The 24481-nt window shown below is 69.7% G+C and carries 20 protein-coding genes; 5 read left to right on the top strand and 15 right to left on the bottom strand.

What is annotated here, in order from left to right:
- Window positions 1-76: 76 nt before the first annotated feature.
- The 3 genes from BLU09_RS16115 to BLU09_RS16105 form a co-directional block, all read right to left on the bottom strand.
- A complete protein-coding gene (locus BLU09_RS16115) occupies window positions 77-1468 on the bottom strand; it encodes a peptidase MA family metallohydrolase (protein ID WP_167371091.1) in 1392 nt (463 codons plus the stop codon).
- 59 nt (window positions 1469-1527) lie between these two features.
- Window positions 1528-2745 (bottom strand): threonine ammonia-lyase, encoded by a 1218-nt coding sequence (gene ilvA, locus BLU09_RS16110; protein ID WP_090490415.1) that lies wholly within the window; start codon window positions 2743-2745, stop codon window positions 1528-1530.
- Between the two features lie 114 nt (window positions 2746-2859).
- Complete coding sequence (locus tag BLU09_RS16105; protein WP_011555824.1) at window positions 2860-4089, bottom strand: Glu/Leu/Phe/Val family dehydrogenase; 1230 nt, start codon at window positions 4087-4089, stop codon at window positions 2860-2862.
- Between the two features lie 71 nt (window positions 4090-4160).
- On the opposite strand from BLU09_RS16105, the gene BLU09_RS16100 reads away from it, so the two are divergent.
- Window positions 4161-4673: a helix-turn-helix domain-containing protein gene (locus BLU09_RS16100; protein ID WP_090490414.1), complete on the top strand. Its 513-nt coding sequence runs from the start codon at window positions 4161-4163 to the stop codon at window positions 4671-4673.
- A 4-nt stretch (window positions 4674-4677) separates the two neighbouring features.
- Here the strand turns inward: BLU09_RS16100 and BLU09_RS16095 are convergent, their stop codons facing one another.
- Complete coding sequence (locus BLU09_RS16095) at window positions 4678-7104, bottom strand: DEAD/DEAH box helicase (protein ID WP_090490413.1); 2427 nt, start codon at window positions 7102-7104, stop codon at window positions 4678-4680.
- A gap of 68 nt (window positions 7105-7172) precedes the next feature.
- Between BLU09_RS16095 and BLU09_RS16090 the strand changes: the two genes are divergently transcribed.
- Both BLU09_RS16090 and BLU09_RS16085 read left to right on the top strand, forming a co-directional pair.
- The gene (locus tag BLU09_RS16090) at window positions 7173-8279 is read left to right on the top strand and encodes a sigma-70 family RNA polymerase sigma factor (RefSeq protein WP_090490412.1); all 1107 of its coding nucleotides are present in this window, start codon (window positions 7173-7175) and stop codon (window positions 8277-8279) included.
- 92 nt (window positions 8280-8371) lie between these two features.
- Window positions 8372-8923 (top strand): hypothetical protein, encoded by a 552-nt coding sequence (locus BLU09_RS16085; RefSeq protein ID WP_090490411.1) that lies wholly within the window; start codon window positions 8372-8374, stop codon window positions 8921-8923.
- A 22-nt stretch (window positions 8924-8945) separates the two neighbouring features.
- Here BLU09_RS16085 and BLU09_RS16080 read toward each other — a convergent pair whose 3' ends face one another.
- From BLU09_RS16080 to BLU09_RS16065, 4 genes are all read right to left on the bottom strand, one after another.
- Window positions 8946-10514: a beta-ketoacyl synthase N-terminal-like domain-containing protein gene (locus BLU09_RS16080; RefSeq protein WP_090490410.1), complete on the bottom strand. Its 1569-nt coding sequence runs from the start codon at window positions 10512-10514 to the stop codon at window positions 8946-8948.
- Window positions 10515-10533: 19 nt separating this feature from the next.
- On the bottom strand, window positions 10534-11967 hold the full coding sequence (locus BLU09_RS16075) for a DUF6250 domain-containing protein (protein ID WP_090490409.1): 1434 nt from the start codon (window positions 11965-11967) through the stop codon (window positions 10534-10536).
- 80 nt (window positions 11968-12047) lie between these two features.
- The gene (locus BLU09_RS16070) at window positions 12048-12752 is read right to left on the bottom strand and encodes a hypothetical protein (RefSeq protein ID WP_090490408.1); all 705 of its coding nucleotides are present in this window, start codon (window positions 12750-12752) and stop codon (window positions 12048-12050) included.
- 32 nt (window positions 12753-12784) lie between these two features.
- Window positions 12785-13048 (bottom strand): molecular chaperone DnaJ, encoded by a 264-nt coding sequence (locus BLU09_RS16065; RefSeq protein WP_090490407.1) that lies wholly within the window; start codon window positions 13046-13048, stop codon window positions 12785-12787.
- A gap of 57 nt (window positions 13049-13105) precedes the next feature.
- Between BLU09_RS16065 and BLU09_RS16060 the strand changes: the two genes are divergently transcribed.
- Window positions 13106-13864, top strand: a complete 759-nt coding sequence (locus tag BLU09_RS16060) for a DUF4159 domain-containing protein (protein ID WP_090490406.1) — start codon at window positions 13106-13108, stop codon at window positions 13862-13864.
- Between the two features lie 27 nt (window positions 13865-13891).
- On the top strand, window positions 13892-16171 hold the full coding sequence (locus BLU09_RS16055) for a glutamine amidotransferase (RefSeq protein ID WP_090490405.1): 2280 nt from the start codon (window positions 13892-13894) through the stop codon (window positions 16169-16171).
- Between the two features lie 55 nt (window positions 16172-16226).
- Here BLU09_RS16055 and BLU09_RS16050 read toward each other — a convergent pair whose 3' ends face one another.
- From BLU09_RS16050 to acs, 7 genes are all read right to left on the bottom strand, one after another.
- Window positions 16227-16781, bottom strand: coding sequence for a superoxide dismutase family protein (locus BLU09_RS16050; protein WP_090490404.1), 555 nt, complete (start codon window positions 16779-16781; stop codon window positions 16227-16229).
- Between the two features lie 115 nt (window positions 16782-16896).
- On the bottom strand, window positions 16897-18465 hold the full coding sequence (locus BLU09_RS16045) for an HsdM family class I SAM-dependent methyltransferase (RefSeq protein ID WP_186817840.1): 1569 nt from the start codon (window positions 18463-18465) through the stop codon (window positions 16897-16899).
- A 347-nt stretch (window positions 18466-18812) separates the two neighbouring features.
- Window positions 18813-19526 (bottom strand): MBL fold metallo-hydrolase, encoded by a 714-nt coding sequence (locus BLU09_RS16040; protein ID WP_090490403.1) that lies wholly within the window; start codon window positions 19524-19526, stop codon window positions 18813-18815.
- 149 nt (window positions 19527-19675) lie between these two features.
- Complete coding sequence (locus tag BLU09_RS16035; protein ID WP_090490402.1) at window positions 19676-20503, bottom strand: ion transporter; 828 nt, start codon at window positions 20501-20503, stop codon at window positions 19676-19678.
- A gap of 43 nt (window positions 20504-20546) precedes the next feature.
- Window positions 20547-22181 carry a sodium:solute symporter family transporter gene (locus tag BLU09_RS16030; protein ID WP_090490401.1) on the bottom strand — a complete coding sequence of 545 codons (1635 nt, stop codon included), beginning with the start codon at window positions 22179-22181 and terminating at the stop codon, window positions 20547-20549.
- A 7-nt stretch (window positions 22182-22188) separates the two neighbouring features.
- Entirely contained in the window at window positions 22189-22473 is a 285-nt protein-coding gene (locus BLU09_RS16025; protein ID WP_011555808.1) for a DUF485 domain-containing protein, read from the bottom strand.
- A gap of 16 nt (window positions 22474-22489) precedes the next feature.
- On the bottom strand, window positions 22490-24454 hold the full coding sequence (gene acs / locus BLU09_RS16020; RefSeq protein ID WP_090490400.1) for an acetate--CoA ligase: 1965 nt from the start codon (window positions 24452-24454) through the stop codon (window positions 22490-22492).
- Window positions 24455-24481: the final 27 nt, after the last annotated feature.

The raw sequence follows: 24481 nt of genomic DNA, 5'->3' as shown, positions 1-24481 counted from the left end.
ATAGAGGGGGCTGCGAGTCTAGGGGACTCCCGGGAACGGGTAAACCAATTGGCCCGGGCCTGGCTGGCAGCCTCCCCTACTGGAGAGCGGCCCGGACGTCCTCGTCGAGGCGCGCCCGCGTCTTGCCGTAGTGCTCCGTCAGGGCCTCGTCGATGGGTCTTCCCTGTCCCACCTCACGGACCATCGTGAGGAACCGGCCCGTGCCGCCCCGCTTCACCAGCTCGCGGACCGCCACGGCGGAGGTGGCATAGGCGATGGCCGGGTTCCTCTGCATGATGAGGGACGAGCCCTCCATCTGCGCCAGCTTGGGCAGGGTGTTCGCCTTGGCGGCCCGGGCCATGGAGTTCCGGACCGACCGCTCGGGGTCCTCGCCGCCCATGTAGCGCCACTCGACGTACTCGGCCAGGCCCTCGTTGAGCCAGACGGGGAGGTTGTTCCCGTAGCCGCCGCAGAACTCATCCAGCGCGGCGTGTACGTATTCGTGGACGAGCGTGGCCTTGGTCTGCGGCGTGAGTTCCGCGGCGTCGTTGATGCGGATGGCGTTGTCGGAGTAGAGCCCGGCGACGGCTCGCGCCCGCGCCGCGCCGAAGTGCGTCTGGAACTCCGCGAGGGTGTACAGGATGATGTCCACCGGCGCGTGGCGCACCTCGCCCAGCATGCTGCGGGTGAAGTCGTAGGCCTCGTCCAGCGCGGCGACGATGCGGCCCTCGTACTCCGCGCGTTGGCCGAAGTCGCGATCGTTGTTGAAGTACCGGATGACGAAGCGGCTGTTGGAGCGCGTCCGCATGCCGTCCGCGCCGGTGCCCGACTCGTAGTTGAGGCTGGCCGAGCGCGTGTTGCCCCGTCCCTGGCCGGCCACCGCGGGCTGGGTTTCGACCATGACGGTGGGCCGCCCGCTCGTGGCGCCATTCATCCGCAGCTCCAGGCGCTCCGCCTCCCGCCGCGCGGCGGTCTCCTCCGTCGTCTTGGCGCGGGCCTGCACGAGCAGCCGCTTCGCTTCCGCGGCCTCCTTCGACTTCGCCGGCACCTTCTCCAGCGCCGCCACGGCGCCCACCGCGTCCTGTTCCTCCATCAGCAGCCGCCCCAGCTCCAGGCCGAAGGCGCCGTCCTTGGGGTACTGGGCCAGCCCCTTGCGCAGGGCGGCTTCCGCGGTGGCCCGCTGGTCCGTCTTCCGCGCGGCCCGGGCCAGGCACCGCAGCGCGCCCGCGGACTCCTCGTAGACGGTGGCCCGCTCGCCCAGTGAGTACGCCATCACCGGGTCCTCGTCCTTCAGCGCCTCGCAGCCCTTCTGGAGCGCCGTGGCGACGGTGCTCCGCTGCGGGGTGGGCACGTCCGACGCCTCTCCGGCCGAGAAGGCCAGATAGAGCTCCTCCCAGGCGCGGCTGGCGGCGAGCGACTTCGCCTTCTGTCCGGGAGAAGAAGGGGCGGCGGTCAGTAGCAGGGCGGAGAGCAGGGCGGCGGGGCTCATGCCCTGAGTATCGCCGGACACGGGCGCACGGGCGCAAGGCCCTGCCCCCGCATGGGGTGTTACTTGCGGGCCACCTGCCAGCCCAGCCGGTGGAGCGCGCGCTCCAGCTCCTCGATTTGCGCGGGCCCGGTGGTCTCCAGCGTCACCTCCACCATGGCCTCGCCCAGACCCGCCTTGGAGAAGGCGCGCTCGTGGTGGATCTCCACGACATTGGCGCGCAGGTCGGCCACCTGCGTGGTGAGCTTCGCCAGCATTCCGGGCCGGTCCGGCAGCCGGACCTCCAACTGCACCAGACGGCCGGCCTTCACCAGACCGCGCTCGATGATGCGGCTGATGACGTTCATGTCGATGTTGCCACCGCTCAAGATGATGGCGGTGCGCCGGCCCCTCGCGGCGGGAACGTCACCGCTGAGCAGCGCCGCCAGACCCACCGCGCCGGCGCCCTCCACCACGCTCTTCTCCTGCTCCAGGAGGGTGAGGATGGCGGCGGCAATCTCCTCCTCGTCCACGGCCACCACCTCGTCCACGTACTTCTGCACCATGGGGAAGGTGAGGTCGCCCACGCGCTTGACGGCGATGCCGTCCGCGATGGTGGTGCCCGCAGCGGCCAGCAGCACGCGCTCGCCCGCCTCCACCGACGCCTTCATGCTGGCGATGGTCTCCGCCTGCACGCCCACCACGCGGATGTCAGGGCGCGTCTCCTTCAGCGCGCACGCGATGCCGGAGATGAGCCCGCCACCGCCAATGGGGACGAGCACCACCTCCAGGTCGGGGCACTGCTCCAGCAGCTCCAGGCCGATGGTGCCCTGGCCGGCGATGACGTGTGGGTCATTGAAGGGGTGGATGAAGACGCGGTCCTCCGCCTTCTGGATGCGCAGCGCCTCCGCGTAGGCCTCGTCGTAGTTGGTGCCCTTGAGCACCACGCGCGCGCCGTAGTCATCCCGCGTGCGCGACACCTTGATGAGCGGGGTGCGCTCCGGCATGACGATGGTGGCGCTCACGCCCAGCCGACGCGCGTGGTACGCCACTCCCTGCGCGTGGTTTCCGGCGGACGCGGCGATGACGCCCCGGCGCCGCTCGTCCTCGGTCAGCGTCAGCAGCTTGTTGAGGGCGCCGCGCTCCTTGAAGGCCCCGGTGCGCTGGAGGTTCTCCAGCTTGAAGAACACCGCGGCGCACTCCGTCCGCTCCGTGTAGTAGTCCGACTGCGGGCACGGCGTGGGGCGGATGGCCGAGCGAAGGCGCTCGCGCGCGGCCTGGATGTCTTCGAGGGTGACCATGTGCGCGCCTCTATCGGAAGCGCGCCCCGGGCGGAAGAGACACGAGGAAGGAGCGTGCTCCGCCGGCTGCCTGCCGCGCCGCGCTACGTCCAGCGCGTGACACGGCGGGCCGCGTCAGATGCCGCGCAGCACGGTGGCCTTGCCCACCCGGCCAATCGCCAGGATGTACGCGGCCGTCCGCATGGAGACCTTCCGGGAGCGCGCCACCTGCGCCACGCGCTCGTAGGCCTCCTTCATGGACTTCTCCAGCTCCGCGTTGACGCGGTCCTCCTCCCACGACAGGTGCTGGAGGTTCTGCACCCACTCGAAGTAGCTCACCGTCACGCCGCCGGCGCTGGCGAGCACGTCCGGCACCACGAAGATGCCGCGCTTCTCGAAGATTTCGTCGGCCTCCGGCTGGGTGGGGCCGTTGGCGCCTTCGATGATGAGCTTGGCACGCACCGCGTGGGCATTCTCCCGGGTGAGCACATGGCCCAGCGCCGCGGGGATGAGGACCTCACAGTCCGCGCCCAGCACGTCATCGTTGCTGCACGAAGCACCCCCGCTGAAGCCCGTCACCGTGCCGGTGCGCTTCACGTGCTCGAAGAGGGAGGGGATGTCCAGGCCCTGCGGGTTGCGAACGCCGCCCAGCGCGTCCGCCACGGCCACCACCACGCCGCCGTCCTCCCAGAGGAGCTGCGCGGTGTGGCCGCCCACGTTGCCGAAGCCTTGGAGCGCGAAGCGCGTGCCCTTCACCGGCAGGCCCAGGTCGCGCAGGATTTCACGCGCTACATAGAGCAGCCCGCGGCCGGTGGCGGCCTCGCGGCCCTTGGAGCCGTAGAGCTCCAGCGGCTTGCCCGTCACCACCGCGGGAGAGTGGCCGTGGTAGCGCGAATACTGGTCCATGATCCACGCCATCACCTGGGGGTTGGTGTTGACGTCGGGGGCGGGGATGTCGCGCGTGGGGCCGATGACGTCCTGCACCTGGTCCACGTACTTCCGGGTGAGGCGCTCCAGCTCCTTGATGCTCAGCTGGGACGGGTCGCAGGCGATGCCGCCCTTGGCGCCGCCATAGGGGACATTCACCACGGCCGTCTTCCACGTCATCAGCGAGGCGAGCGACGCGCACTCGTCCTGGTCCAGCATCGGGTGGTAGCGCAGGCCGCCCTTCATGGGGCCGCGGCTGTTGTCGTGCTGAATCCGGTAGCCGAGGAAGGTGCGAATCTCGCCGGAGTCCATCTCGATGGAGACCTGGACCTTCACCTCGCGCAGGGGCGTGGCGAGCAGCGTTTCGATGGGGGTGCCTACGTCCATGATCCGCGCGGCTTTGCGGAAGTAGTAGTTGGTACCCTCGACGGCGCTCATGTGTCGGCAAGCTCCTGGATGGCGGCGCGCGAGACCTTAACAGAAGGGGTGCGCTACCATAGGAAACTGCCATGCCGCCCGAACCGTCGGACGCTTCCACCGTGAGTGGACACCTCCAGGGACTGGCCCGGCGCATCCGGACACTGCGGGAGCGGCGGGGACTCACCCAGGAGGACTTCGCCGCCCGCTGCGGCATCTCCGTGTCCTTCGCGTCCCTGCTGGAGCGAGGCGAGCGCAGCCCCAGCTACGAGACGCTGCTCCAGGTGGCCGCCGCGCTCCAGCTCCCGCTGTGGGAACTCTTGCGGCTGGAGGACACGCAGGACGCGGGTGTCCACCGGCTGGAGGCCTTCGTCCGGGGGCGCGGCCTGGCCCGCGTGGACGTGGACCGGTTGCTGTCGGTGGCGGAGGTGATGTTCAACGAGCCCGCGCGGGCAACGGAGGACCTCCAGGCCGTCCGGCCGGAGCCCGCCCGCTGCGGCGAGCCCGGCTGTGAGAAGCCCGTGCTCGCCCGGGGTCTGTGCGCCGCCCATTACCACCGCGAGCGGCGCCGGAAGGCCGCCAGTCCAGGGACTGGCGGCACCTGAGGGACTACTTCCGCTTGGCCTGCTCCACCTTGAGCGTGCGCTCGCCGTGGGGCTTTCCGTGCGTGGCTTCGAAGGCCGCCACGTCCTCGTCGGCGACGAAGACATACGCGTAGGTGGGGCGCAGGTCCGTGCGCAGCACCTTGCCGGCCGGAGCGCCCGCGGCCTCCAGCGCGGCGGCGACGCCCGCCTCGTCCAGCCCGTCCTGCTTGCCCAGACCCACCCACAGGCGCGTCTGGCCGGGAACCTCCGGCAGGGCCTCCGTGCGAGGACGGCGCTCCGGGCGCTGGCCGCGCGGACGGTGCCGCTCCACCTTCAGCGCCTTTTCTCCATGGAGCTTGCCGTTGACGGTCTCGAAGCCGGGCGCGTCCTCCTCGGCCACGTAGGCGTAGCCGTAGGTGGGGCGCAGCAGGGTGCGCAGCACCTTGCCGGCCGGAGCGCCCGCGGCCTCCAGCGCGGCGGGCAGCTTCGCCTCGTCCATGCCGTCGTCCATGCCCAGGTTGATCCACAGCTTCGCCTCGCCGGGGCCCGCGTCCGGGGACGGGGGCGGGCGGGGCGTGGCGTCACGCTCCGTGCGCGGCTTGCTCTTCTCCACGCGCAGCGTCTTGGTGCCGTGCTGCTTGCCGTTGATGGTCTCGAAGGCGGCGGCGTCCTCCTCCGCCACGAAGACATAGGCGAAGGTGGGGCGCAGCTCGGCGCGCACGACCTTGCCCACCGGGGCGCCCGCGTCTTCCAGCGCCGTGGCGATGCTGCCCGGCCCCAGGCCATCCGCGGTCCCCAGGTTCACCCACAGCTTCGCCTCGCCCGGACCGGCCTCCAGCGCCGCCGCGCCGCGGCCACTCTCACCGCCGCGCTCGCGCCGCGCGTCGTCCCGGCGGGGCCGGCGCTCGCGCTCGCGCTCGGAGGACTCGCCGCGCTTCTCGCGCCGGTCGTCGCGCTCCCGGTCGCGGCGCTCGCCACGCTCCTTCCGCTCGCCGCGCTCACGCCGGCCGCCCTCGCGGCTCTCGACCTTGCGCTCCTTCGGAGGCTCACGGCCTTCCGCCGCCATCGCCGCGGCGGCCTTCTCCATGCGCAGGTGGCTGAAGAAGTACTTCAGCAGGAAGGCGATGAGGTCGTCGGCGTCCGCGCGGGGCTTGAGCTGCGCGGCCAGCGGCAGGAAGCCCTCGAAGACGGAGCCGCCCGCGGCCTCCTGGATTTCGCGCACGTGGCGCTCCGTCCACAGGCGCATGGCCTCTTCCGGGGCCGGCATCTCGCGCTTGTCGAACTTGATGCCGTACTTCTTCTCCAGCGAGGTGTACGTGGCCAGCTCGCGCCCGGAGAAGAGGTTGATGGCGGTGCCCTTGTTGCCGATGCGGCCGGTGCGGCCCACGCGGTGCAGGTACACCGCCGGGTCCTCCGGCAGCGAGTAGTTGATGACGTACTCCAGGCCGGAGATGTCGATGCCGCGCGCCGCGATGTCCGTGGCGACCATGAAGGCCACCTCGCCGCGCTTCACCTTGCCCATGACCCGCTCGCGCTCCTTCTGCGGCAGGTCGCCATTGAGCAGCTCCGCGTCGAAGCCGTTGCGGTTGAGCACCGCCGTCACCAGCGCCGTGTCATCCCGCGTGTTGCAGAAGATGATGGCGTTCTGCGGCTCCTCCTTCTCCAGCACGTAGATGAGGTTGCGCGGCTTGGGGAAGGCGTCCGACACGTCGTAGCGGATGTGGTGGATGTGCTCCACCGTGAAGACGTCGCCCGACAGCAGCAGCGTCTCCGCGTTCGTCGTGTAGCGCGCGATGAGGTTCTGGATGTCCGTGGGGACGGTGGCGCTGAAGAGCAGCACCTGGCGCGTCTTGGGAAGGCGGTCGAGGATGCGCGTGACTTCCTCGTAGAAGCCCTGGTTCAGCATCTCATCCGCTTCATCCAGGACGGCGTGGTCACACGCGTCGAGCTTCAGGTTGCCGCGGTTGATGTGGTCGAACACGCGTCCCGGCGTGCCGACGATGATGGGGGTGCCTTCCTCCAGCGCGTCCTCCTGCTGCTTCATGGAGGCGCCGCCGTAGATGGCCGCGATTTTCAGGCCCTTGTGCTTGGCGAGCATCTTCAGCTCGTCCGCCACCTGGAGGGCCAGCTCGCGGGTGGGGCAGAGGATGAGCGCTCGGACGCGGCGCTCGTCGGCGGGAATCTTCTCGAGCAGGGGCAGGCCGAACGCGGCCGTCTTGCCGGTGCCCGTCTTGCTGCGAACGATGAGGTCTTTTCCCTCCATGGCGGGCCGGAAGGCGCGGGCCTGGACAGGGGTGGGGTTGGTATAACCGCGCTCCGCCAGGGCGAGGCGGATGGGCTCTGACAGGTTCATGTCGTCGAAGCCGATGTCCGCGATGTACTCGGCGGGACGTGTCGGGGCTTCGTCAGGCGCCGGACTCCCCGGCGCGTTTGGCTCTTGGATGTCGCTCATCAGGCATGGGCATAGCCCCTGCATTACCCTGTGGCAACAATCGCGGCACTTTGCTGTATGGAGCCCCCATGGCGAATGGGAGGAAAAGAACCAAAGGTACGTCCCCCCGACCCCGCGTGAAACGGCCGGCCTCGCCCGGGGCTGGCGACATCGTGGACGCCGAGGTGGAGGGGGCGGAGGTCGAGGCTCAAACGGACCCGGATTCACTGGAGCCGGACGCGGCGGAGCTGGCGGAGGTCGAACCGGAGGCCGAGCTGGACACCCCCGTGGCGCCCCCCCGGGCGCTCATCCGCTCGGCGGAGACGGGGCTCACGCCCAGGGACCCCCTCCAGGCCTACATGGCCGAGGTGCAGCGCCATCCGCTCCTGACGCGGGAGGAAGAGCTCCAGCTGGCCCGGCACTACAAGGAATCCGGGGATGTGAACGCCGCCTACCGGCTGGTGGCGTCCAACCTGCGCCTCGTCGTCAAGCTGGCCCACGAGTACCACCGCAACCCGCTGTCCCTGCTGGACCTGGTCCAGGAGGGAAACATCGGGTTGATGCAGGCGGTGAAGAAGTACGACCCCGAGCGCGGCGTGAAGCTGAGCAGCTACGCCGCCTGGTGGATTCGCGCGTACATCCTCCGCTACATCATGGATAACTGGAAGATGGTGAAGCTGGGGACCACCGAGGCCCAGCGGAAGCTCTTCTTCAAGCTGCGCCAGGAGCAGGAGAAGCTCGTCGCCCAGGGCTTCGAGGCCAGCCCCAAGCTGCTCGCCGAGCGGTTGAACGTCACCGAGCAGGACGTGGTGGAGATGGACCAGCGGCTGGGGCACGACGAGATGTCCATCGACGCGCCCCTGGGCAATGACGACGACTCGCGGACCACCCGGGCGGACCGCTACCTGCCATCCAACACGATGCCGGCGGACGAGCGCCTGGGCGCCGAGCAGCTCAAGGCCCTCTTCCGGGAGAAGCTGTCCGAGTTCGCCCGGACGCTGGAGGGCAAGGAGCGCTTCATCTTCGAGAGCCGCCTCGTCTCCGACGAGCCCCTGACGCTCCAGGACATCGGCGACAAGTACGGCGTCAGCCGGGAGCGGGCCCGGCAAATCGAGGCGGCCCTCATCAACCGGATGCGTGAATTCATGCGTGAACACATCCCGGACTTCGACCTGGTGGCCAGTCCCAAGGCCTGACGGCGGGGGGAGGGGGCGAGGCAGCCGGCCGCGCACTGGCGATATGCTGGGGGGCGCCCGGCCGTTCTCCTCGCACCCTCAGGAGCCCCCTCATGCACCGCTCCACCCGCCTCGCGGGAGTCTGTCTCGTCGTCGCCACGTTGCTGACGCTGACGGGTTGTTCCAGCTCGCTGCGCAAGAACTACGTGCGCGACAAGGCGGCCAACCACGTCTACCGCCAGGAGCTGGCGCAGCTGTGGCCCCACGTCCAGGAGGTGCTGCGGGGCCACGGTTACTCCTGGAAGGAGATGCCAGGCCGCTACGTCCTGGAGACGGAGTGGCTGGACTCCGGCGGAGGCAGCCTGGGCCCCGGCACGGCGTCTCGCTTCCTGGTGCAGGGCATCGTGCTCACCGGCGGCGGCACGGCCCTGCGGGTGATGCGCGGAGACCGCGTCACCCAGTCCATTGGCGTCGGTTACGTGGACAAGGAAATCAAGACGGACGAGGACTACGCCCAGGCCGTCCACGACAGCCAGGCCAGCGGCGTCCTGCCCACCCGGCAGAACTACTTCCGGGACCTGGAAATCGAGCTGGAGATTCTCCGCCGCAGTGACCCGGAGGCGGCCGCGCGCTTCGACGCGGACGCGCTGGCCGCACACCCCTGAGTCCCGCGCTTGGACCCCGCCCCTACTTCGACCAGGGGCGGGAGATGACGCAGGCGTTGATGCCGCCCACGCCCATGGACAGCTTGCCCGCGCAGCCCGCGGGCGCCTCGACGGCTTCGTCGAAGACGAAGCGGCCGTGCACGTGGGAAATCTGCTTGTTGAGCTCCGCTTCCTTCAGCGGCGTGGGGAACACCTTGCCCTGGCCGTAGCCCAGGTACTGCGCCGTCAGCTCCCAGCCGCCGCCGGCGGACATGCCGTGGCCGAAGGTGCCCTTGCGCGCCGTAATCAGCACCTGCTCGGGCAGCACGTCGCGCAGGTTCTGGACCTCCAGGTAGTCACCCGGGGTGGCGGTGGCGTGCAGGTCCCAGCTCCCCACGTCCTCCGGGGCGCAGCCGGCCGCGGCCAGGGCCTCGCGGATGGCCAGCGTGGGGCCTTCCTTGGACGGGGTGATGATGTGGTCGGCGTCCGCGGTGACGCCCACCGCGATGGGCTCCATGCCCAGCGGCTTGAAGCCCTTGGCCGTGAAGTGCTCCAAGTCACCCAGCACCCACACCACCGAGCCGCCCGCGATGTGCGTACCGCGCAGCGCGGTGAGGGGCTTGGAGACGGCGGCGTCCGCGGAGATGACGCGGGCGTTGTAGAAGCCGCCCACCGTGAGCGGCATCGGCGGCGGGTCCGTCATGCCCATGACGACGGCCTTCGCCTGGCCCAGTTGAATCGCGTTGATGGCCAGCCGCAGGCCGTAGCCGAACGACGAGCACGCGGCCACCGGGGCGAACGTCATGCCGGTGATGCGGCCCATCATCGAAATCTGCGAGGCCGGCGTGTTGTGGATGTTCCACAGCACGTTGGAGGACACGGCGTTCCACGGCGGCTCCGGCGACATCCACTTCTTCTGGAGCCGGGCGTTGCGCGTGCGCTTCTCCTTGATGACGGCCAGCTTGGCGGACTCCACGTCGCCATCCTCGGGCACGCCAATGGCTTCGATTTCGCGCAGTTCGTCCAGGTACTCGCGCAGCTCCGGCGAGCGGCCCGCCCAGAAGTGCCACCACGCGTCCTCGGCCTCGTCGCGCGTGGCCTCGTCCACCGTGGACGGCTCCGGCGGAAGGCCGGGCAGTGCCTCCTGCGTCTCACGCCACTTCCGCAGGGCGCCGTTGCGCTCCGGCGCGGACCAGAAGCGGTCCCACCGGCGCTGCGCGCGGTACAGGTCCAGGGAGATGGAGCGGATGGTGGGCAGGTCGCCCAGGCCGGTGCCCACGTAGACATGCGCGCGGGGCCCCAGCGCTTGCAGCTCCTGCTCCAGGCCCGGGTTCTGCGCCAGGGACTGGATGAAGGCGCCAATGGCGAACTGGGTCGGCTGACCCATCTTCCGCTCGAGCTGCGAGAAGCGGCTGCCCGGGAAGCGCGCGTCAATCCACGGCTTGTAGTCGGCCAGGTCGAACTCCGGCATGCCGACGAGGAAGTTGTCGGGGCCGAAGCCGTTGAAGGGGGACAGCCAGCTTTCGGACGACGAGAGGTTGCGCTCGAACGCCTCGATGTTCCTGGACCGGGGGGCGACCACGCCCCAGCCGAAGATGCCTACTCTGCGCACGTGTGATTGTCCTTCGCCGCTAGGGGGCGAGCGGCTGAATCTTCAAGTTGTCGAAGTGAACCCGGTTCTTCCAACCGGAGAAGCCGAAGTACTGATTGCGTGGGCCCTCCAGCGGGACGGGGTCCTTGAGCGTCAGGTAGGGCTGGCCATCCAGCTCCCACGCCAGGGTGCCGCCGTTGCGGGTAATCTTGATGTGGTGGCGCTTGCCGGGCACCACCGCGGCGCCGTCGCGCACCGCCCGGTCATTCGCGTGCTCGTTCTGCCGGGCGATGGCGGACTGGGTGTTGCGCCAGCCACCGAAGATGATGACGTACCCGGTGGCGGTGTACTGCAGCCGCAGGTCGCCCGCGTAGAACGAGCGCCCGTCACCCCACACCTCCACCTTGATGTCGCCCTCCGGGTTGTCCGTCCAGGCGTCGAATTCAATGGTGGCGTTGGTGGGGATGGGCTGCTTCAGCCACACCGGCCGGTTGTGCATCAGCTCCACCACCAGCGCCCCGTCCACCAGCTTCACCGCGGAGGGGTTGGTGGCGTTCCACGCGTCACCCAGCGTGTCGCGGTTGAAGTCGTCCGCGTAGGGGCCGGGGGGCGGCGTGGGCGCGCGCGGCGCCGCCGTGAAGGGCAGCCGGTCCGGCGTGTCCACCCGCAGGTTGTCGTAGAAAATCTGGGACTCGAAGCCGGACAGGCCCAGCCGGTCCTGCCCGGGGCCCTTGAGCGGGAAGGGGTCGTCCAGCTCCAGCATCAGCTCGCCGTCGACGAACCAGCGCAGCAGCGAGCCCCGGCGCTCGATGCGCCAGTGATACGTGCGGCCCGCCTGCACCGGCTGGCCTCGCAGCTCCACCCGGACCTTGGTGTTCTCCTTGAAGAAGCCGCTGGCCTTCAGGTCCACGTTCTCCTTGCCTCCGCGAGCGGCGCGGCGCCGGAGGGCGTCCAGGGAGGGCGCGTTCATGTCGCGCCGGCCGATGACGGACATGGCGTTGTTCCAGCCGCCCTGCACCAGCACGTACCCGGAGGCCGGGTCCACGCCGTTGCCAAAGAGCTCCACCCGGATGTCACCGGCGGGCAGCTCCGACCGAACGTCGAATTCCACGGCGACGTCATCCGGCAGCGGGGCCTGCAGCCACAGCGGGTTGTTCTTCACGCCGGGGGCGAGCAGCTCGCCCTGCAGCACGCGCCAGTAGCCACCCGTGGAGAAGAAGTCGCGCTCCACCACGCCCGGGTCGGAGAAGTCCTGCGTGTAGGGCAGCTTCGCCGTCACCTCCGCCTGTCCGCGCAGCAGCGCGTAGTGGATGAGCGGGTACTGGATGACGAGGATGAGGCCGACGAGCACGGCCCACCCCTTGCGAGTCAGTCCCGTCGGCTTCACCCACGCGGTGCTCGCGGGAGGCTCCTGCCGGGGAGCGGACTCCGTGGGGGACTCGTGCTGCTTCTCCTGACGCCTGGCCTGACCCATCAATCCTTCCGGGGGGGAAAGGCGGCGGAATCTACGCCCCGGGCAGGGGGACGTAAAGCACGGCCACCAGTCTCTGGGGGCTACTTGACCCCCCACCGTTTTTCGAGCGCATGTTGCTCCGCCTGCCGCACCTTGAGCCGCTCACGCTCCGCGCGAAGTTTGTCCGCCTCCTCGGGTGAGGGCCGGACGGCCAGCTGGTACACCGCGCCGGCCACGGCGAAGAGGCCCGCGGCGATGATGACGCCCCAGGGCTTGCTGGCCACCGCCTGCACCACGCCGCCCACCTGGTGGAGCGCCGCGAGCGCGCCGATGACGAACATCCACGCACCCACCGCGGAGGCCACCAGCACGGCCACCGGGCGTTGCAGCATCGCGCCCACCAGCCCGCCGATGATGAAGCCCGGCGCGAAGCCCAGCAGGAAGTCCTGCTGCCCGGCGATCTGCCCGGCCAGCAGCCCCAGCGGCACCCCCACGCCCAGGAAGGTGATGGCCGTGGGGAGCAGGAAACCCAGCGCCATCAGCACCGCGGCGGCGATGGTGGCCATCTTCGCCACGTCCGGCAGGCCCAGCTTCATGACGAGCACGGGCGTCCACAGCAGGCCCAGCACCGCGCCGATGGGGCCCGCGAGCACGCGGAACAGCTTGCCCCCACCGGCGACGAGCAACGTCACGCCAGCGACACAGCACACGATGCCGGCCCACATGGGCAGCATCCGGTAGACGGCCACCCAGCCGGTCGGATTGAACGTCTGGTAAGCCCCGAGGGCCTGGAGGAGGCCTTCCATGGCAGATTCTCCTTGATGCGGTCCGCCGAAGCTTACGCGTATCGGACGATTGCGAGTACGAGCAGGAGCACGAAGACGGTGGCGGCGAGCAGGGCGAAGCCGTACAGGGCGCGCGGGGTGGTGGTGCGCCGCAGCAGCTCCTCCGCCTCCGCGCGGTCCTCGGCGGACGGGCTGCCCGCGAGGATTCGCTCGGCGTCGCGCCGCGCCCCCGCCACGTCGCCCGCCTCCTTCCGGGCCCAGGCGGCATGGGTCTCCGCCGAGCCGGGCGCCGGGGGCGTCTGTCCGCCTTTCGCCATGACGCCGTTCTATACCGGGGAATGCGCATACCCGTCGACGGTATATAGATACGCCCTATGTCCGCGCGGCGTCTGACCCGTCGAAACCTCCTGCTCGGCACCGCCGCGCTCGCCCCACTGCTGGCGCGGCGGGCGCATGCCTTCGGTGAGAAGAACCGCTTCATCCCCGCCGTGGCCCGTCACAAGGGCCGCTGGGATACACGGCTGTCCGGGCTGCGCCGCATCACCTGGGAGCTCCAGCGCCGCACCTCCGTGGAGGTCGTGCCGGACGCGCGCCCGTTTCCGCTCAGTTCACCGGACCTCTTCGAATACCCGTTCCTCTACTTCGGCGGCGAGGGAGAGTTTCCCCCGCTGGAGGAGGCGGAGGTGGCCAACCTGCGCCGCTACCTGACGTACGGCGGCTTCATGCTCGCGGACGCCAACGACGCCAGCGACGGGGCCGGCTTCGACGCGTCCTTCCGCCGGGAGATGGCGCGGGTGCTGCCGCAGAGCCCGCTGGCCGAGGTGCCGTCGAAGCACGTGGTGTTCAAGTCCTTCTTCCTGCTGGACGCGGCGCCAGGGCGGGTGCTCAACAAGCCTCAGTTGATGGGCTGCAACCTGGGCAAGCGCGCCGCGGTGCTGTACTCGCAGAACGACTTGGCCGGGGCATGGAGCCGCAACGAGTCGGGTGACTACGAGTTCGACGTCTCGCCGGGTGGCGAGCCCCAGCGCGAGCTGGCGGTACGGCTGGGCATCAACGTGTGCATGTATGCCCTCTGCCTGGACTACAAGGACGATGCCGTCCACCTGCCGCTCATCCTCAACAAGCGGCGCTGAAGCCCCGGCCCTCCGCCGAAAGCCTGGATGAATTCCCCCACGTTCAACGCCTGGAAGCTCGTCACCCTCTCGCCATTGCCACCGTGGGCGCTGGTCCTGCTCGCCCTGGGGTTGGTGCTGGGCGTGGCGCTGGCCGCCTGGGGCGTGCGCCGGGAGCCCTCGCGCGGGCGCCGGGTCCTGCTCTGGGCCCTGCGTGTCGGCGCCGGCGTGGCCGCGCTCTTCTTCCTGCTGGAGCCCGGCATCCGTCACCTGCAGGTGGCGCGCATGAAGAACCGCGTCGCGGTGCTGGTGGACCGCTCCGCGTCCATGAGCTTCCCCGCGGAGGTGGGCGGACGCTCTCGCTCCGAGGAAGTGGCCGCGTTCCTGGAACGGGCCGCGCCGCGCCTGGCGGAGCTTCAGGACCGCTTCACGGTGGAGCTGTACGGCTTCGACCCGGAGCTGGCGCCGGCGACGCCGGAGACGCTGATGACGCCCGCGCGCGCGGGCACCACGGACCTGCTCTCGGCGGTGCGCGCCGCGGCGGGGGCGGGGCAGGGCTCGCGCAAGCTGTCCGGGGTGCTGCTGTTCAGCGACGGCGCGGACAACACCGAGCTCAAGGCGGGCGTGGTGGGCCGGGCGCGCGCGGCGCTGGCGGACCTGAACGTCCCCGTCTCCACCTTCACCGTGGGGCAGGAGACGCTGAGGGATGTCGCCGTGGAGGGGCTGAAGGTGGATGACTTCGCCTTCGTGCGCAACTCGCTCACCGTGGAGGTGGAGATTCACGGCCGCGGCTTCGCGGGGCAGGACATCCCCGTGGTGCTGAGTCAGGAAGGCAAGACGGTCGCCAGCAAGGTGGTGCGGATGGAGTCCGCGGACGACGTGAAGCCCGTGGCCTTCACCTTCACCCCGGACCAGACGGGGCGCTTCGTCTACACCGTGACGGTGCCCACCTTCCCGGGCGAGGCCGTGGCGGACAACAACACGCGCTCCTTCACGCTGAAGGTGATTCGGGACCGCGTGCGCGTGCTGCTGGTGGTGGGACGGCCCTCCTGGGACGAGCGCTACCTGCGTGGCCTCTTGCGCCAGGACGCCAACGTGGACCTGGTGTCCTTCTACATCCTGCGCACGCTGTCGGACGACCCGGGCGTGGTGAACGACCAGCGCGAGCTGTCCCTCATCCCGTTCCCCATGGAGGAGATTTTCGACACGAAGCTGGACACCTTCGACGTCGTCATCTTCCAGAACTTCGGGCACGCGGACCCGTCGCTCTCCATCGCCGAGTACGAGCGCAACCTGGAGCGCTACGTCCACAACGGCGGCGCCTTCGTGATGATTGGCGGCGACAGTGTGCTGGGCGAAGGCCGCGCCACCATGCCCACGCTGATGGAGGCGCTGCCTGTGGCGGCCGCGGGCCCCGCCAACCTGGACGCCTTCAAGCCGCGCCTGACGCCCGAGGGCCTGCGCCACCCGGTGACGGGCATTGGCATGGGCGCCGCCAGCACGGAGGCCGCGTGGGCGGAGCTGCCGCCCATCCCTGGCGCCAACCTGACGCAGGCGCGTCCGGGGGCCACGGTGCTGCTGGACCACCCGCACCTGACGGTGGGCGGGAAGAACGCGCCGCTGGTGGCCGTGTGGGACTACGGCCGGGGCCGCTCGCTGGTGATGGCCACGGACGCCTCCTGGTACTGGGCCTTCGCGGCGCACAAGCACGGCTCGCCCAGCCGCGCGTATGACCGCTTCTGGGGCAACGCGCTGCGGTGGCTGGTGAGGGACCCGGACCTGACGACGCTGAAGGTGACGGCGGACCCGCCGTCCGTGGAGCCGGGCCGGCCCGTGGGCGTCGTGGTGCAGGCGCGGATGGCGGACTACCAGCCGGCGCAGGACGCGCAGGTGCGGGTGGAGCTCTTCTCCGTCGCCACGCAGAAGCCGGTGGCGGTGCAGACGGGCACCACGGGGACGGACGGCGTGGTGCGGCTGGAGTTCGAGCCCCCCGCGCCCGGGCCCTACAAGCTGCTGGCCTCCGCGAAGAAGGGCGAGACGGACCTGGGCAAGGGCGAGGACGCGGTGGCCGTGCGCGCCGTGGGGCCCGAGCTGTCGGACGCGTCCGTGCGGCCGGAGTTGATGGCGCAGATTGCGAAGGAGACGGGCGGCAAGTCATACACGCTGCCGCAGGACGGCCTTCCGGATGTGCCGCTGCTGGACCCGCCGGTGGTGGAGGTGGGCCGCGCCAGGGACCAGCCGCTGTGGGACCGCTGGTACTACCTGGTGGCGCTCATCGCGCTGCTGGGCGCGGAGTGGTTCGCCCGCCGGCGCTTCGGCTACGTGTGACAGCGGCCTCTCCCTGTGCGAGGGAGAGGCCGGGTTGCTTCCCGCGCGGGGCGGGCTAGGTCTTCTCCACCACGCCGCAGGCGATGCGGCCGCCCGCGTCGCCCGTCGGGTCGGTGTGGTAGTCGTCCTCCTTGGCGTGCACCACCATCGCGGAGCCGTCCTTGTCGAACAGCGACTTCACGGTGAGGCCGTTCTGCGAAAAAATGTCGAACTGCACCGTGCCGTCCTGGGCCACGTAGAGGTTGGGCAGGTCGCCGTGGTGCTTGCCCTTGGGCGCCAGCAGGCCGTGGGCCTTCTTGCTGGGGTTGAAGTGGCCGCCCGCCGTGGTGAAGGCGGGCCCCTCGCACTTGCCCACTTCATGGATGTGGAAGGCGTGCTGGCCCGGCGGCAGGTTGCTCAGCTTGCCCTTGATGAGGATGCCTTGCTTGGTCTGCTCGAGGGTGATTTCGCCCACGTCCTTGCCCTCGGAGTCCTTCACCTGGGCCTTGGCCGTCTGGCCCTTGGGCGGCGTCTTCTTGTCCGCTGGCGGCGGCGTGCCCGCGCCCTCCTGAGCCAGTGCGGGGAGGGCGGCGGTCAGTGCGGCGGCGGTGAGCAGGGCTCGAATCTTCATGAGTGTGTCTTCCTCCTGGGGTCGTGCGCTACGGAGCGAAGGTGGACACTAGCGGTTGCTCGTGCCCGCCGCAGGGGAAAGCAAGCGGGCATCCGAGCCATCTGCTCTGTAGCGCTCACTCCTCCGCGAGGGGCACGGGCACGACGCGGGAGGCACCAAAGGCGGGCGCCCAGATGCCTTGGACTTCCGCCCCGTTGAGGAAGCGGACCAGGGCCTGGAAGGCGGGCAGGGGGCCGCCCAGGCGTTCGGCCCATGCCAGGCCCCGGGGAGAGAGGTTGGGCACCAGCGGGCCCAGTTCGTCCCGTGTCTTCACGGACCGGGTGAGGCCCAGCCCCTCGTCGCGCAGGCGCTGCGGCACGTAGAGCGGGGCGAAGCGCGCGTGGCGGTGGTCATGCACGCAGCCTTCGTCTTCCAGCAGCGCGGCCGACAAGGGCAGCTCTCGCACGTTGAAGAGCAGCTTCACCGCGCCCAGGTGCGGGTCGTAGGGGCCGCGCAGCCGGTGGTCACCGCGGGGGACGAGCCGCCGGTCCAGGTAGCAGTAGGCGCGGGCCTCGGGGGGCACGCTGCCGCGGTGGCGCGCGCCGCCGTAGCGGTAGAAGGGCCGTATGTAGCTGGCGTCCACCTCCAGCGGCGGACCGGCCTTCAATGCGCGCAGCTTGGGCAGCAGCTCTTCGGGCAGGCCGTGGGCCTTCGCGAACTCGGGCAGGGCTTCTTCGGGCGTGGCCGCGAAGTCCTTCACGCGGGTGAGGAGCCGCTCCGGGTCCGCGTCCACCAGCAGCTCGTCGAAGCGTGTCTTCACGCCGGGGAGGCTGACGGGGACGAGCCGCGTCAGGGGCTCTCCACGCTCTCTCCAGCGGGCATCCAGGGCGGACGCCTCGGGCGCGGTGGGGGCGAGCCGCCACTCGGGGGGCTCGGGGGTGAAGTGTTGTCCGATGCCGCGCCGCTCGAAGCGCGGGGCGGGGTGGGGGCCCGGGAGAGAACTCCACACGGTGATGCAGGTCCGCACCTGGGTGCCCGCGAAGGCGCCGGGGCCCAGGTCCACCACCTCGCGCAGGGAGAGTGTCTCCAGCAGCGACTGGCGCAGCGGCGCGTACATGAAGGCGTCGAGGAAGCTCGCGGGGATGATGAAGGCGAGCGCGCCGGGACGGGTGGCCAGCCGGTGCGCGGCCACCAGGAGGAAGAAGGCGAAGTCGTCTCGCAGGCTGGTGCCAGGCATCAGCGCCAGTGGGAGCAGGGCGCGCAGCCGCGCATAGGTGCCCGGGTCCTTCAGCACGGAGGAGGTGCCGTTGTAGGGCGGGTTGCCCACCCACAGCTCCTGGTGGTCCGGCGGAATGGTGGCGAGCAGGGGCTCCAGTCCGTCTCGCAGCGCGTCTCCCGCGCGCACAGTGGCCTCGGGCACGCGGGCCTGGCAGAGGCGGGCGACCTCGGGGTCCAACTCGAGGCCACAGAGCCGGACGCCGGGCCGCAGCCGCGAAGCGGCGGTGAGGAAGGCGCCCGCGCCGCACGAGGGGTCGACAACGGTGAGGGGGCCTCCGCCTACGTGCTGGAGCGCGAGCGCGAGGGTGCGTTCCGCCAGCGGTGCCGGCGTGAAGAACGCACCCACGGCCTTACGGTCCAGGCTGGGGAATTGAAGGACGAGCTTCTCCTCATCCACTTCCAGCGGCCTATGCGCGGTGCGAGGCATGGAACCGCATCCTACCCAGCGTGGTGCGGAGTGAACGTCGGGGGCCTGCTTTCTGGCGGATGTTTCATCGAGTTGTGCGTTTGGCATCAACAGACCTGCCCTGGAGTCGCAGGCCTGTGTGATGTCTGGGTGGGGCTCGCTGCCGTGTTGTGACAGGTGGGCCCAGGAACGTGACAGGTGCGCCAAGATTCCCAGAGGCTCGCGAGTCGATGTCGTGGCGTGCTTGCGCGGGCTCCGGGCCGGATGGGCAGCTTGCTGTTCGGAAATGTCGGGGGTTTTCGCGCCACAAATGTCCCGACATTTCCGAACAGCAAGCCTTGAGCCGGTGCCGCCCCCCTCCCTGTACCTCAATGTGTGAGGCTGCCTTGCGCGCGGACCGGTGCCGTCAGTCCACAAGCGCGGTTGGCGGGAACCGCCACGTCGATGAGCTTGGGCTTCGGCAGGCCCAGGTTGTTCATGAGCTGGATGAAGCCGTCGCGGCTCCGGCCGGCCACGCGTGGGTTGTGTCGCTTCTCCTCGCCGATGGTCGTCACCGTCAGCCCTTTGTAGTCATGGGCCGGGTACACGAGCGTCTCATCGGGAAGCGCGAACAGCACTCGGGTGATGGAGTCATACAGGGTGCCGGCGTTCCCATTCTGGAAGTCTGTCCTGCCATTGCCCCGGATGAGCAGGGCATCCCCGGTGAAGACACGGTCTCCCAGCAGGTAGCTCACGCTGTCATCCGTGTGGCCCGGCGTCGCGAGCACCTGGAGCGTGAAGGTCCCGGCGCGCAGCGTGTCGCCATGCTTCACGTGGATGTCAGCGCAGGGTGCCCCGGCGATGCCACCCACCACCTTGGCGCCCGTGCGAGCCCGAAGCAGGCCAGACGCAGTGACATGGTCCGCGTGCACGTGCGTGTCGAGCACATGGGTGAGGGAGAGGCCAAGCTCCCGCAGCAGCGTGAGGTCCCGGTCGAGCTTCTCCGCGACGGGGTCGATGAGGAGTGCCGTTTCTCGCTCCTCGTCCCCAAGCAGATAGGTGTACGTCGACGACGTCGTGTCGAAGAGCTGGCGGAAGAGCATGGTTGCCTCCAGGGCATCGAGAGCCAGGGCTCCGTCGATAAGCTTCACCCTATGAGGGGCATTGGCTGGAAACGGACGTCCGTTCTGCCTCCGTCCGGCCCAGGAAGCGCCCGGCCGCCGGTACGGGGGACGATGCGAGCGCTCGCGACCTAGAGCCCGTGGCCGCAGTGCTTGCAGAAATGCGCATCCAAGTCATGCCCCTGCTGGCCACAGGCGGGGCATGCCCGGTTGTCCACCGCGTGCCGCGTGGCGGCGGCCAGCTCCACGGAGACGATGCCCGTGGGCACCGCGATGATGCCGTAGCCCATCACCATCAGAATGGAGGCGATGAACTGCCCCGGCACTGTCTTGGGCGTGATGTCGCCAAAGCCCACCGTCGTCACGGTGACGATGGCCCAGTACATGGCGCGGGGGATGCTGTCGAAGCCGTTTTCCTGGCCCTCCACCACGTACATCAGCGCGCCCATGATGACGACGATGGTCAGCACCGTACCCAGGAAGACGATGATTTTCGGGCGGCTGGCGCGCAGCGCGGTGAGCAGCACCTCCGCCTGTCCGAGCAGGTGCGTCAGCTTGAGCACGCGGAAGACGCGCAGCAGCCGCAGCACCCGAATCACCAGCAGGGATTGCGCCCCGGGGAGAAGCACGCTCAGGAAGGTGGGCAGGATCGCCAGCAAGTCCACCAGCCCGAAGAAGCTGCGGGCGTAACGCAGCGGCTTGCTGACGGAGAAGAGCCGGAGCAGGTACTCCAGGGTGAACAGGCCCGTGAAGAACCACTCGACGCCGAGCAGCACGCTCCCGTACCGGGCTCGCACGGAGGCGACGCTCTCCAGCATCACCGCGATGATGCTGAAGAGGATGGCCCACAGGAGGCCGACGTCGAATGCCCTGCCCGCGGGCGTCTCCGCCTCGAAGATGATTTCGTGCAACCGACCGCGGAGGCCCTCGGTGGGGCCCTGCTCTGAGGCGTTGGACACGGGCCCAGTGTAGGCGACCCGTGCCCCAGGGGAATGCCCGTCCTCAGGCCTTGGCCTCGCTGCCCGTGGCGGCGGGGCGGGGCGGCCCATCCGCGGGCTTCGAGGCCACGGCGGCCACCGCGGGAACCGGCTGGGGCACCCCCACGTGCATCCGGTGCTTCACCTCGGCGAAGCGGGCGGCGGACTCGTGCTCGGGGAAGAGCAGCGACACCGCCGCGCCCACGATGAAGGCCAGGGGAATGGTGATGACGCCTGGGTTGCGCAGGGGGAACAGCGCGGACGTGTTGCCCAGGAGGTCCACCTGCACCGTGGGGGACAGGAAGATGAAGAGCACCGAGCTGATGGCGCCCGTCAGCATGCTGGCCACCGCGCCATTCGTGGTGAACTTCTTCCAGGCCATGGACAGGAGCAGCGCCGGGAAGTTGGCGCTCGCCGCGATGGCGAAGGCCAGCCCCACCATGAAGGCCACGTTCTGCCCCTTGAAGGCCACGCCCAGGATGATGGCCAGGACGCCCAGGAAGAGGCTGGCCAGCCGGGCCACCTTGAGCTGCTCCGCCTCGGGGGCCTGGCCCTTGCGCACCACGCTGGACCACAAGTCATGGGACAGCGCCGCCGCGCCGGACAGCGTCAGGCCGGCCACCACCGCCAGAATCGTGGCGAAGGCGACGGCGGAGATGAAGCCCAGGAAGCCCGTGCCACCCACGACTTCGGCGAGCATGGGCGCCGCCATGTTGCCGCCCTTGTCCACGCCGGTAATCGCCTGACGGCCCACCAGCACGGACGCGCCGAAGCCCAGGATGAACGTCACCAGGTAGAAGTAGCCGATGAGCCCCGTGGCGTAGAAGACGCTGCTGCGCGCCGCCTTCGCGTCCGGCACCGTGTAGAAGCGCATCAGGATGTGCGGCAGGCCCGCGGTGCCGAACATCAGCGCCACGCCCAGGGAGATGGCCTCCAGCGGGTTGTTCACCAGCTTCCCAGGTGCCAGCACCTCCGCGCCGTATTGGGTGGCGGCTTCGTTGAAGAGCCGCAGCGGGCTGAAGCCGAACCTGGACAGCACCATGCCCGCGAGCCCCGTGGCGCCCGCCAGCAGCAGCACCGCCTTGACGATCTGCACCCACGTGGTGGCAATCATCCCGCCGAAGAGCACGTAGAGAATCATCACCGCGCCCACGATGACGACCGCCATCTCGTAGGACAGGCCGAACAGCAGGTGGATGAGGTTGCCGGCGCCCACCATCTGCGCAATCAGGTAGAAGCTGACCACGGTGAGCGTGCCCACCGCCGCGGACAGGCGCACTGGCGTCTGCTTCAGCCGGTAGGCCACCACGTCCGCGAAGGTGTACTTGCCCAGGTTGCGCAGGGGCTCGGCGATGAGGAACGTCACCACGGGCCAGCCCACCAGCCAGCCCACGGAGTAGATGAGCCCGTCGAAGCCGGACGTGGCCACCAGGCCCGCGATGCCCAGGAAGCTGGCGGCGCTCATGTAGTCGCCCGCGAGCGCGAAGCCGTTCTGCGCCGCGCTCACGCCGCCGCCCGCGGCGAAGAACTCCGAGGTCGTCTTCGTCTTGCGCGCCGCCCAGTACGTAATCGCCAGGGTGACGCCGACGAAGAGGAGGAAGAACAGGATGGCCGTCGCGTTCGGCTGGCCGAGCTGCGTCGTCGTTTCTGCGGTGTTCATGCCTGCCTCACTTCCCACCGCGGAGTTGGTGCAGGGCGCGGTCGTACTTCCCGTTCGCCCACAGCATGTAGATGCCCGTCAGCGCCCAGGCCGCGACGATGACCAGCGCGCCCAGCAGGATGCCAATGGACAGGCCGGGGACGAGCTGCTGCCCCATGAGCGGCTTGTCGAACGCCACCAGCAGGATGAAGCCCAGGTACGCCACCAGCGTCGTCACGGTGAGCACGCCGGCCACGCGCCAGCGCGCCGCCGCGAGCGCTTCCAGCGCTTCCTCATTCGGATTCGTGGACATGGGATGTCTCCTCCGGTCAGCGCTTCGCCTGTGGGGGCGTGGCCTTCGCGAGCAGTTCGTCGAGCACCGACGGGTCCGCCAGGGTGCTGGCGTCACCCAGGTTCTCCACCTCGCCCGAGGCAATCTTGCGGAGCATGCGGCGCAGAATCTTCCCGGAGCGGGTCTTCGGCAGGCCGTTGACCAGCACCACCCGGTCCGGCGTGGCGATGGGGCCAATGACATGCCGAACCTGCTCCTTGAGCGCGCCCACCATCTGCTCGGAGGCGGACTCCTGCCAGTCCGGCTTCACCGTGACGAATGCGCACACGCCCGTGCCCTTGAGGTCGTGCGGGAAGCCCACCACCGCGGCCTCGGCGACGGCCTCATGGGCCACCAGCGCGCTCTCCACCTCGGCGGTGCCCAGGCGGTGCCCGGAGACGTTGAGCACGTCATCCACGCGGCCGGTAATCCAGTAGTACCCGTCCTCATCGCGGCGGCACCCGTCACCGGTGAAGTACAGGTTGGGGAAGCGCGCGTAGTACGTCTCCTTGAAGCGCTGGTGGTGGCCGTACAGCGTGCGGGCCTGTCCCGGCCACGAGCGCGCCAGACACAGGTTGCCGCTGACGCCGTTGCCTTCGATGACGCGGCCCTCGTCGTCCACCAGCACGGGCTCCACGCCGAAGAAGGGCAGGGTGGCGGAGCCCGGCTTGGTGGGCGTGGCTCCCGGCAGCGGGGCAATCAGGATGCCGCCCGTCTCCGTCTGCCACCACGTGTCCACCACCGGGCAGCGGCTTTCGCCCACGACGTCGTGGTACCAGCGCCACACCTCCGGGTTGATGGGCTCGCCCACGCTGCCCAGGAGGCGCAGCGACTGGCGCGAGGACTTCTTCACCCACGCGTCACCCTCCTTGATGAGCGAGCGCAGCGCGGTGGGGGCGGTGTAGAGAATGGTGGCCTCGAGGTCGTCCACCACGCGCCACAGCCGCCCCGCGTCCGGGTAGGTGGGCGTGGACTCGAACATCACCGTGGTGGTGCCGTTCATCAGCGGCCCGTAGAGGATGTAGCTGTGTCCGGTGACCCAGCCCAGGTCCGCCGCGCAGAAGTAGACGTCCTCCGGCTGGATGTCGAAGACGTAGCGGAACGTGGTGGCCGCGTAGACGAGATAGCCGCCGGTGGTGTGCAGCACGCCCTTGGGCTTCCCCGTGGAGCCGGAGGTGTAGAGGATGAAGAGCGGATCCTCGGAGTCCATCCACTCCGCGGGACAGACGCCGCGGTGCTTCGCCATCTCCGCGTCCAGCCAGTAGTCGCGGCCGGCGAGCATGGGCACTTCCTTGCCCGTGCGGCGCACCACGAGGATGGACTCCACCAGGGACAGGCCCTCCACGGCCTCGTCCGCGATGGCCTTGGTGGGCACGAACTTCGGGCCGCGAGGCCCTTCGTTGGCGGTGATGAGCACCTTGGCGCCGGAGTCGAGAATCCGTTCGCGCAGGGCCTCCGATGAGAAGCCGGCGAAGACCACGGAGTGCACCGCGCCGATGCGCGCGCACGCGAGCATGGTGTAGGCCAGCTCCGGCACCATGGGCAGGTAGATACAGACGCGGTCGCCCTTGCGCACCCCGTGCGCCTTCAGCACGTTGGCCACGCGGCCCACGTGGTGCTGGAGGTCGCGGTAGGTGATGGATTCGTACTCGCCCGGCTCGTTCTTCGCCCAGATGATGGCGACCTTGCCGGGGCGCTCCGTGGCGTGCCGGTCGATGCAGTTGTAGGCCGCGTTGAGCTTGCCGCCGCCGAACCAGGAGAAGTCCACCTGCTCCGCGTTCAGGTCCATGATGGCGTCTGGCTTGTGGAACCAGGTGAGCTGTTCGGCCATCTCGCTCCAGAAGGCCTCGGGCTGCTGGATGCTGCGCTGGTAGAGGCGCTGGTAGTCCTCCAGGCTCTTCACGTGGGCTTTGCGGCTGAAGGCGTCCTTCGTGGGAATGAGCGCGTCCTGCGTCTGGGCCATCGTCGGCTTCCTTGGGAGTGGAGGAGG

This window comes from Myxococcus virescens, assembly GCF_900101905.1.
Taxonomy (GTDB): domain Bacteria; phylum Myxococcota; class Myxococcia; order Myxococcales; family Myxococcaceae; genus Myxococcus; species Myxococcus virescens.
This window is presented reverse-complemented; position numbering and strand designations above follow the sequence as displayed.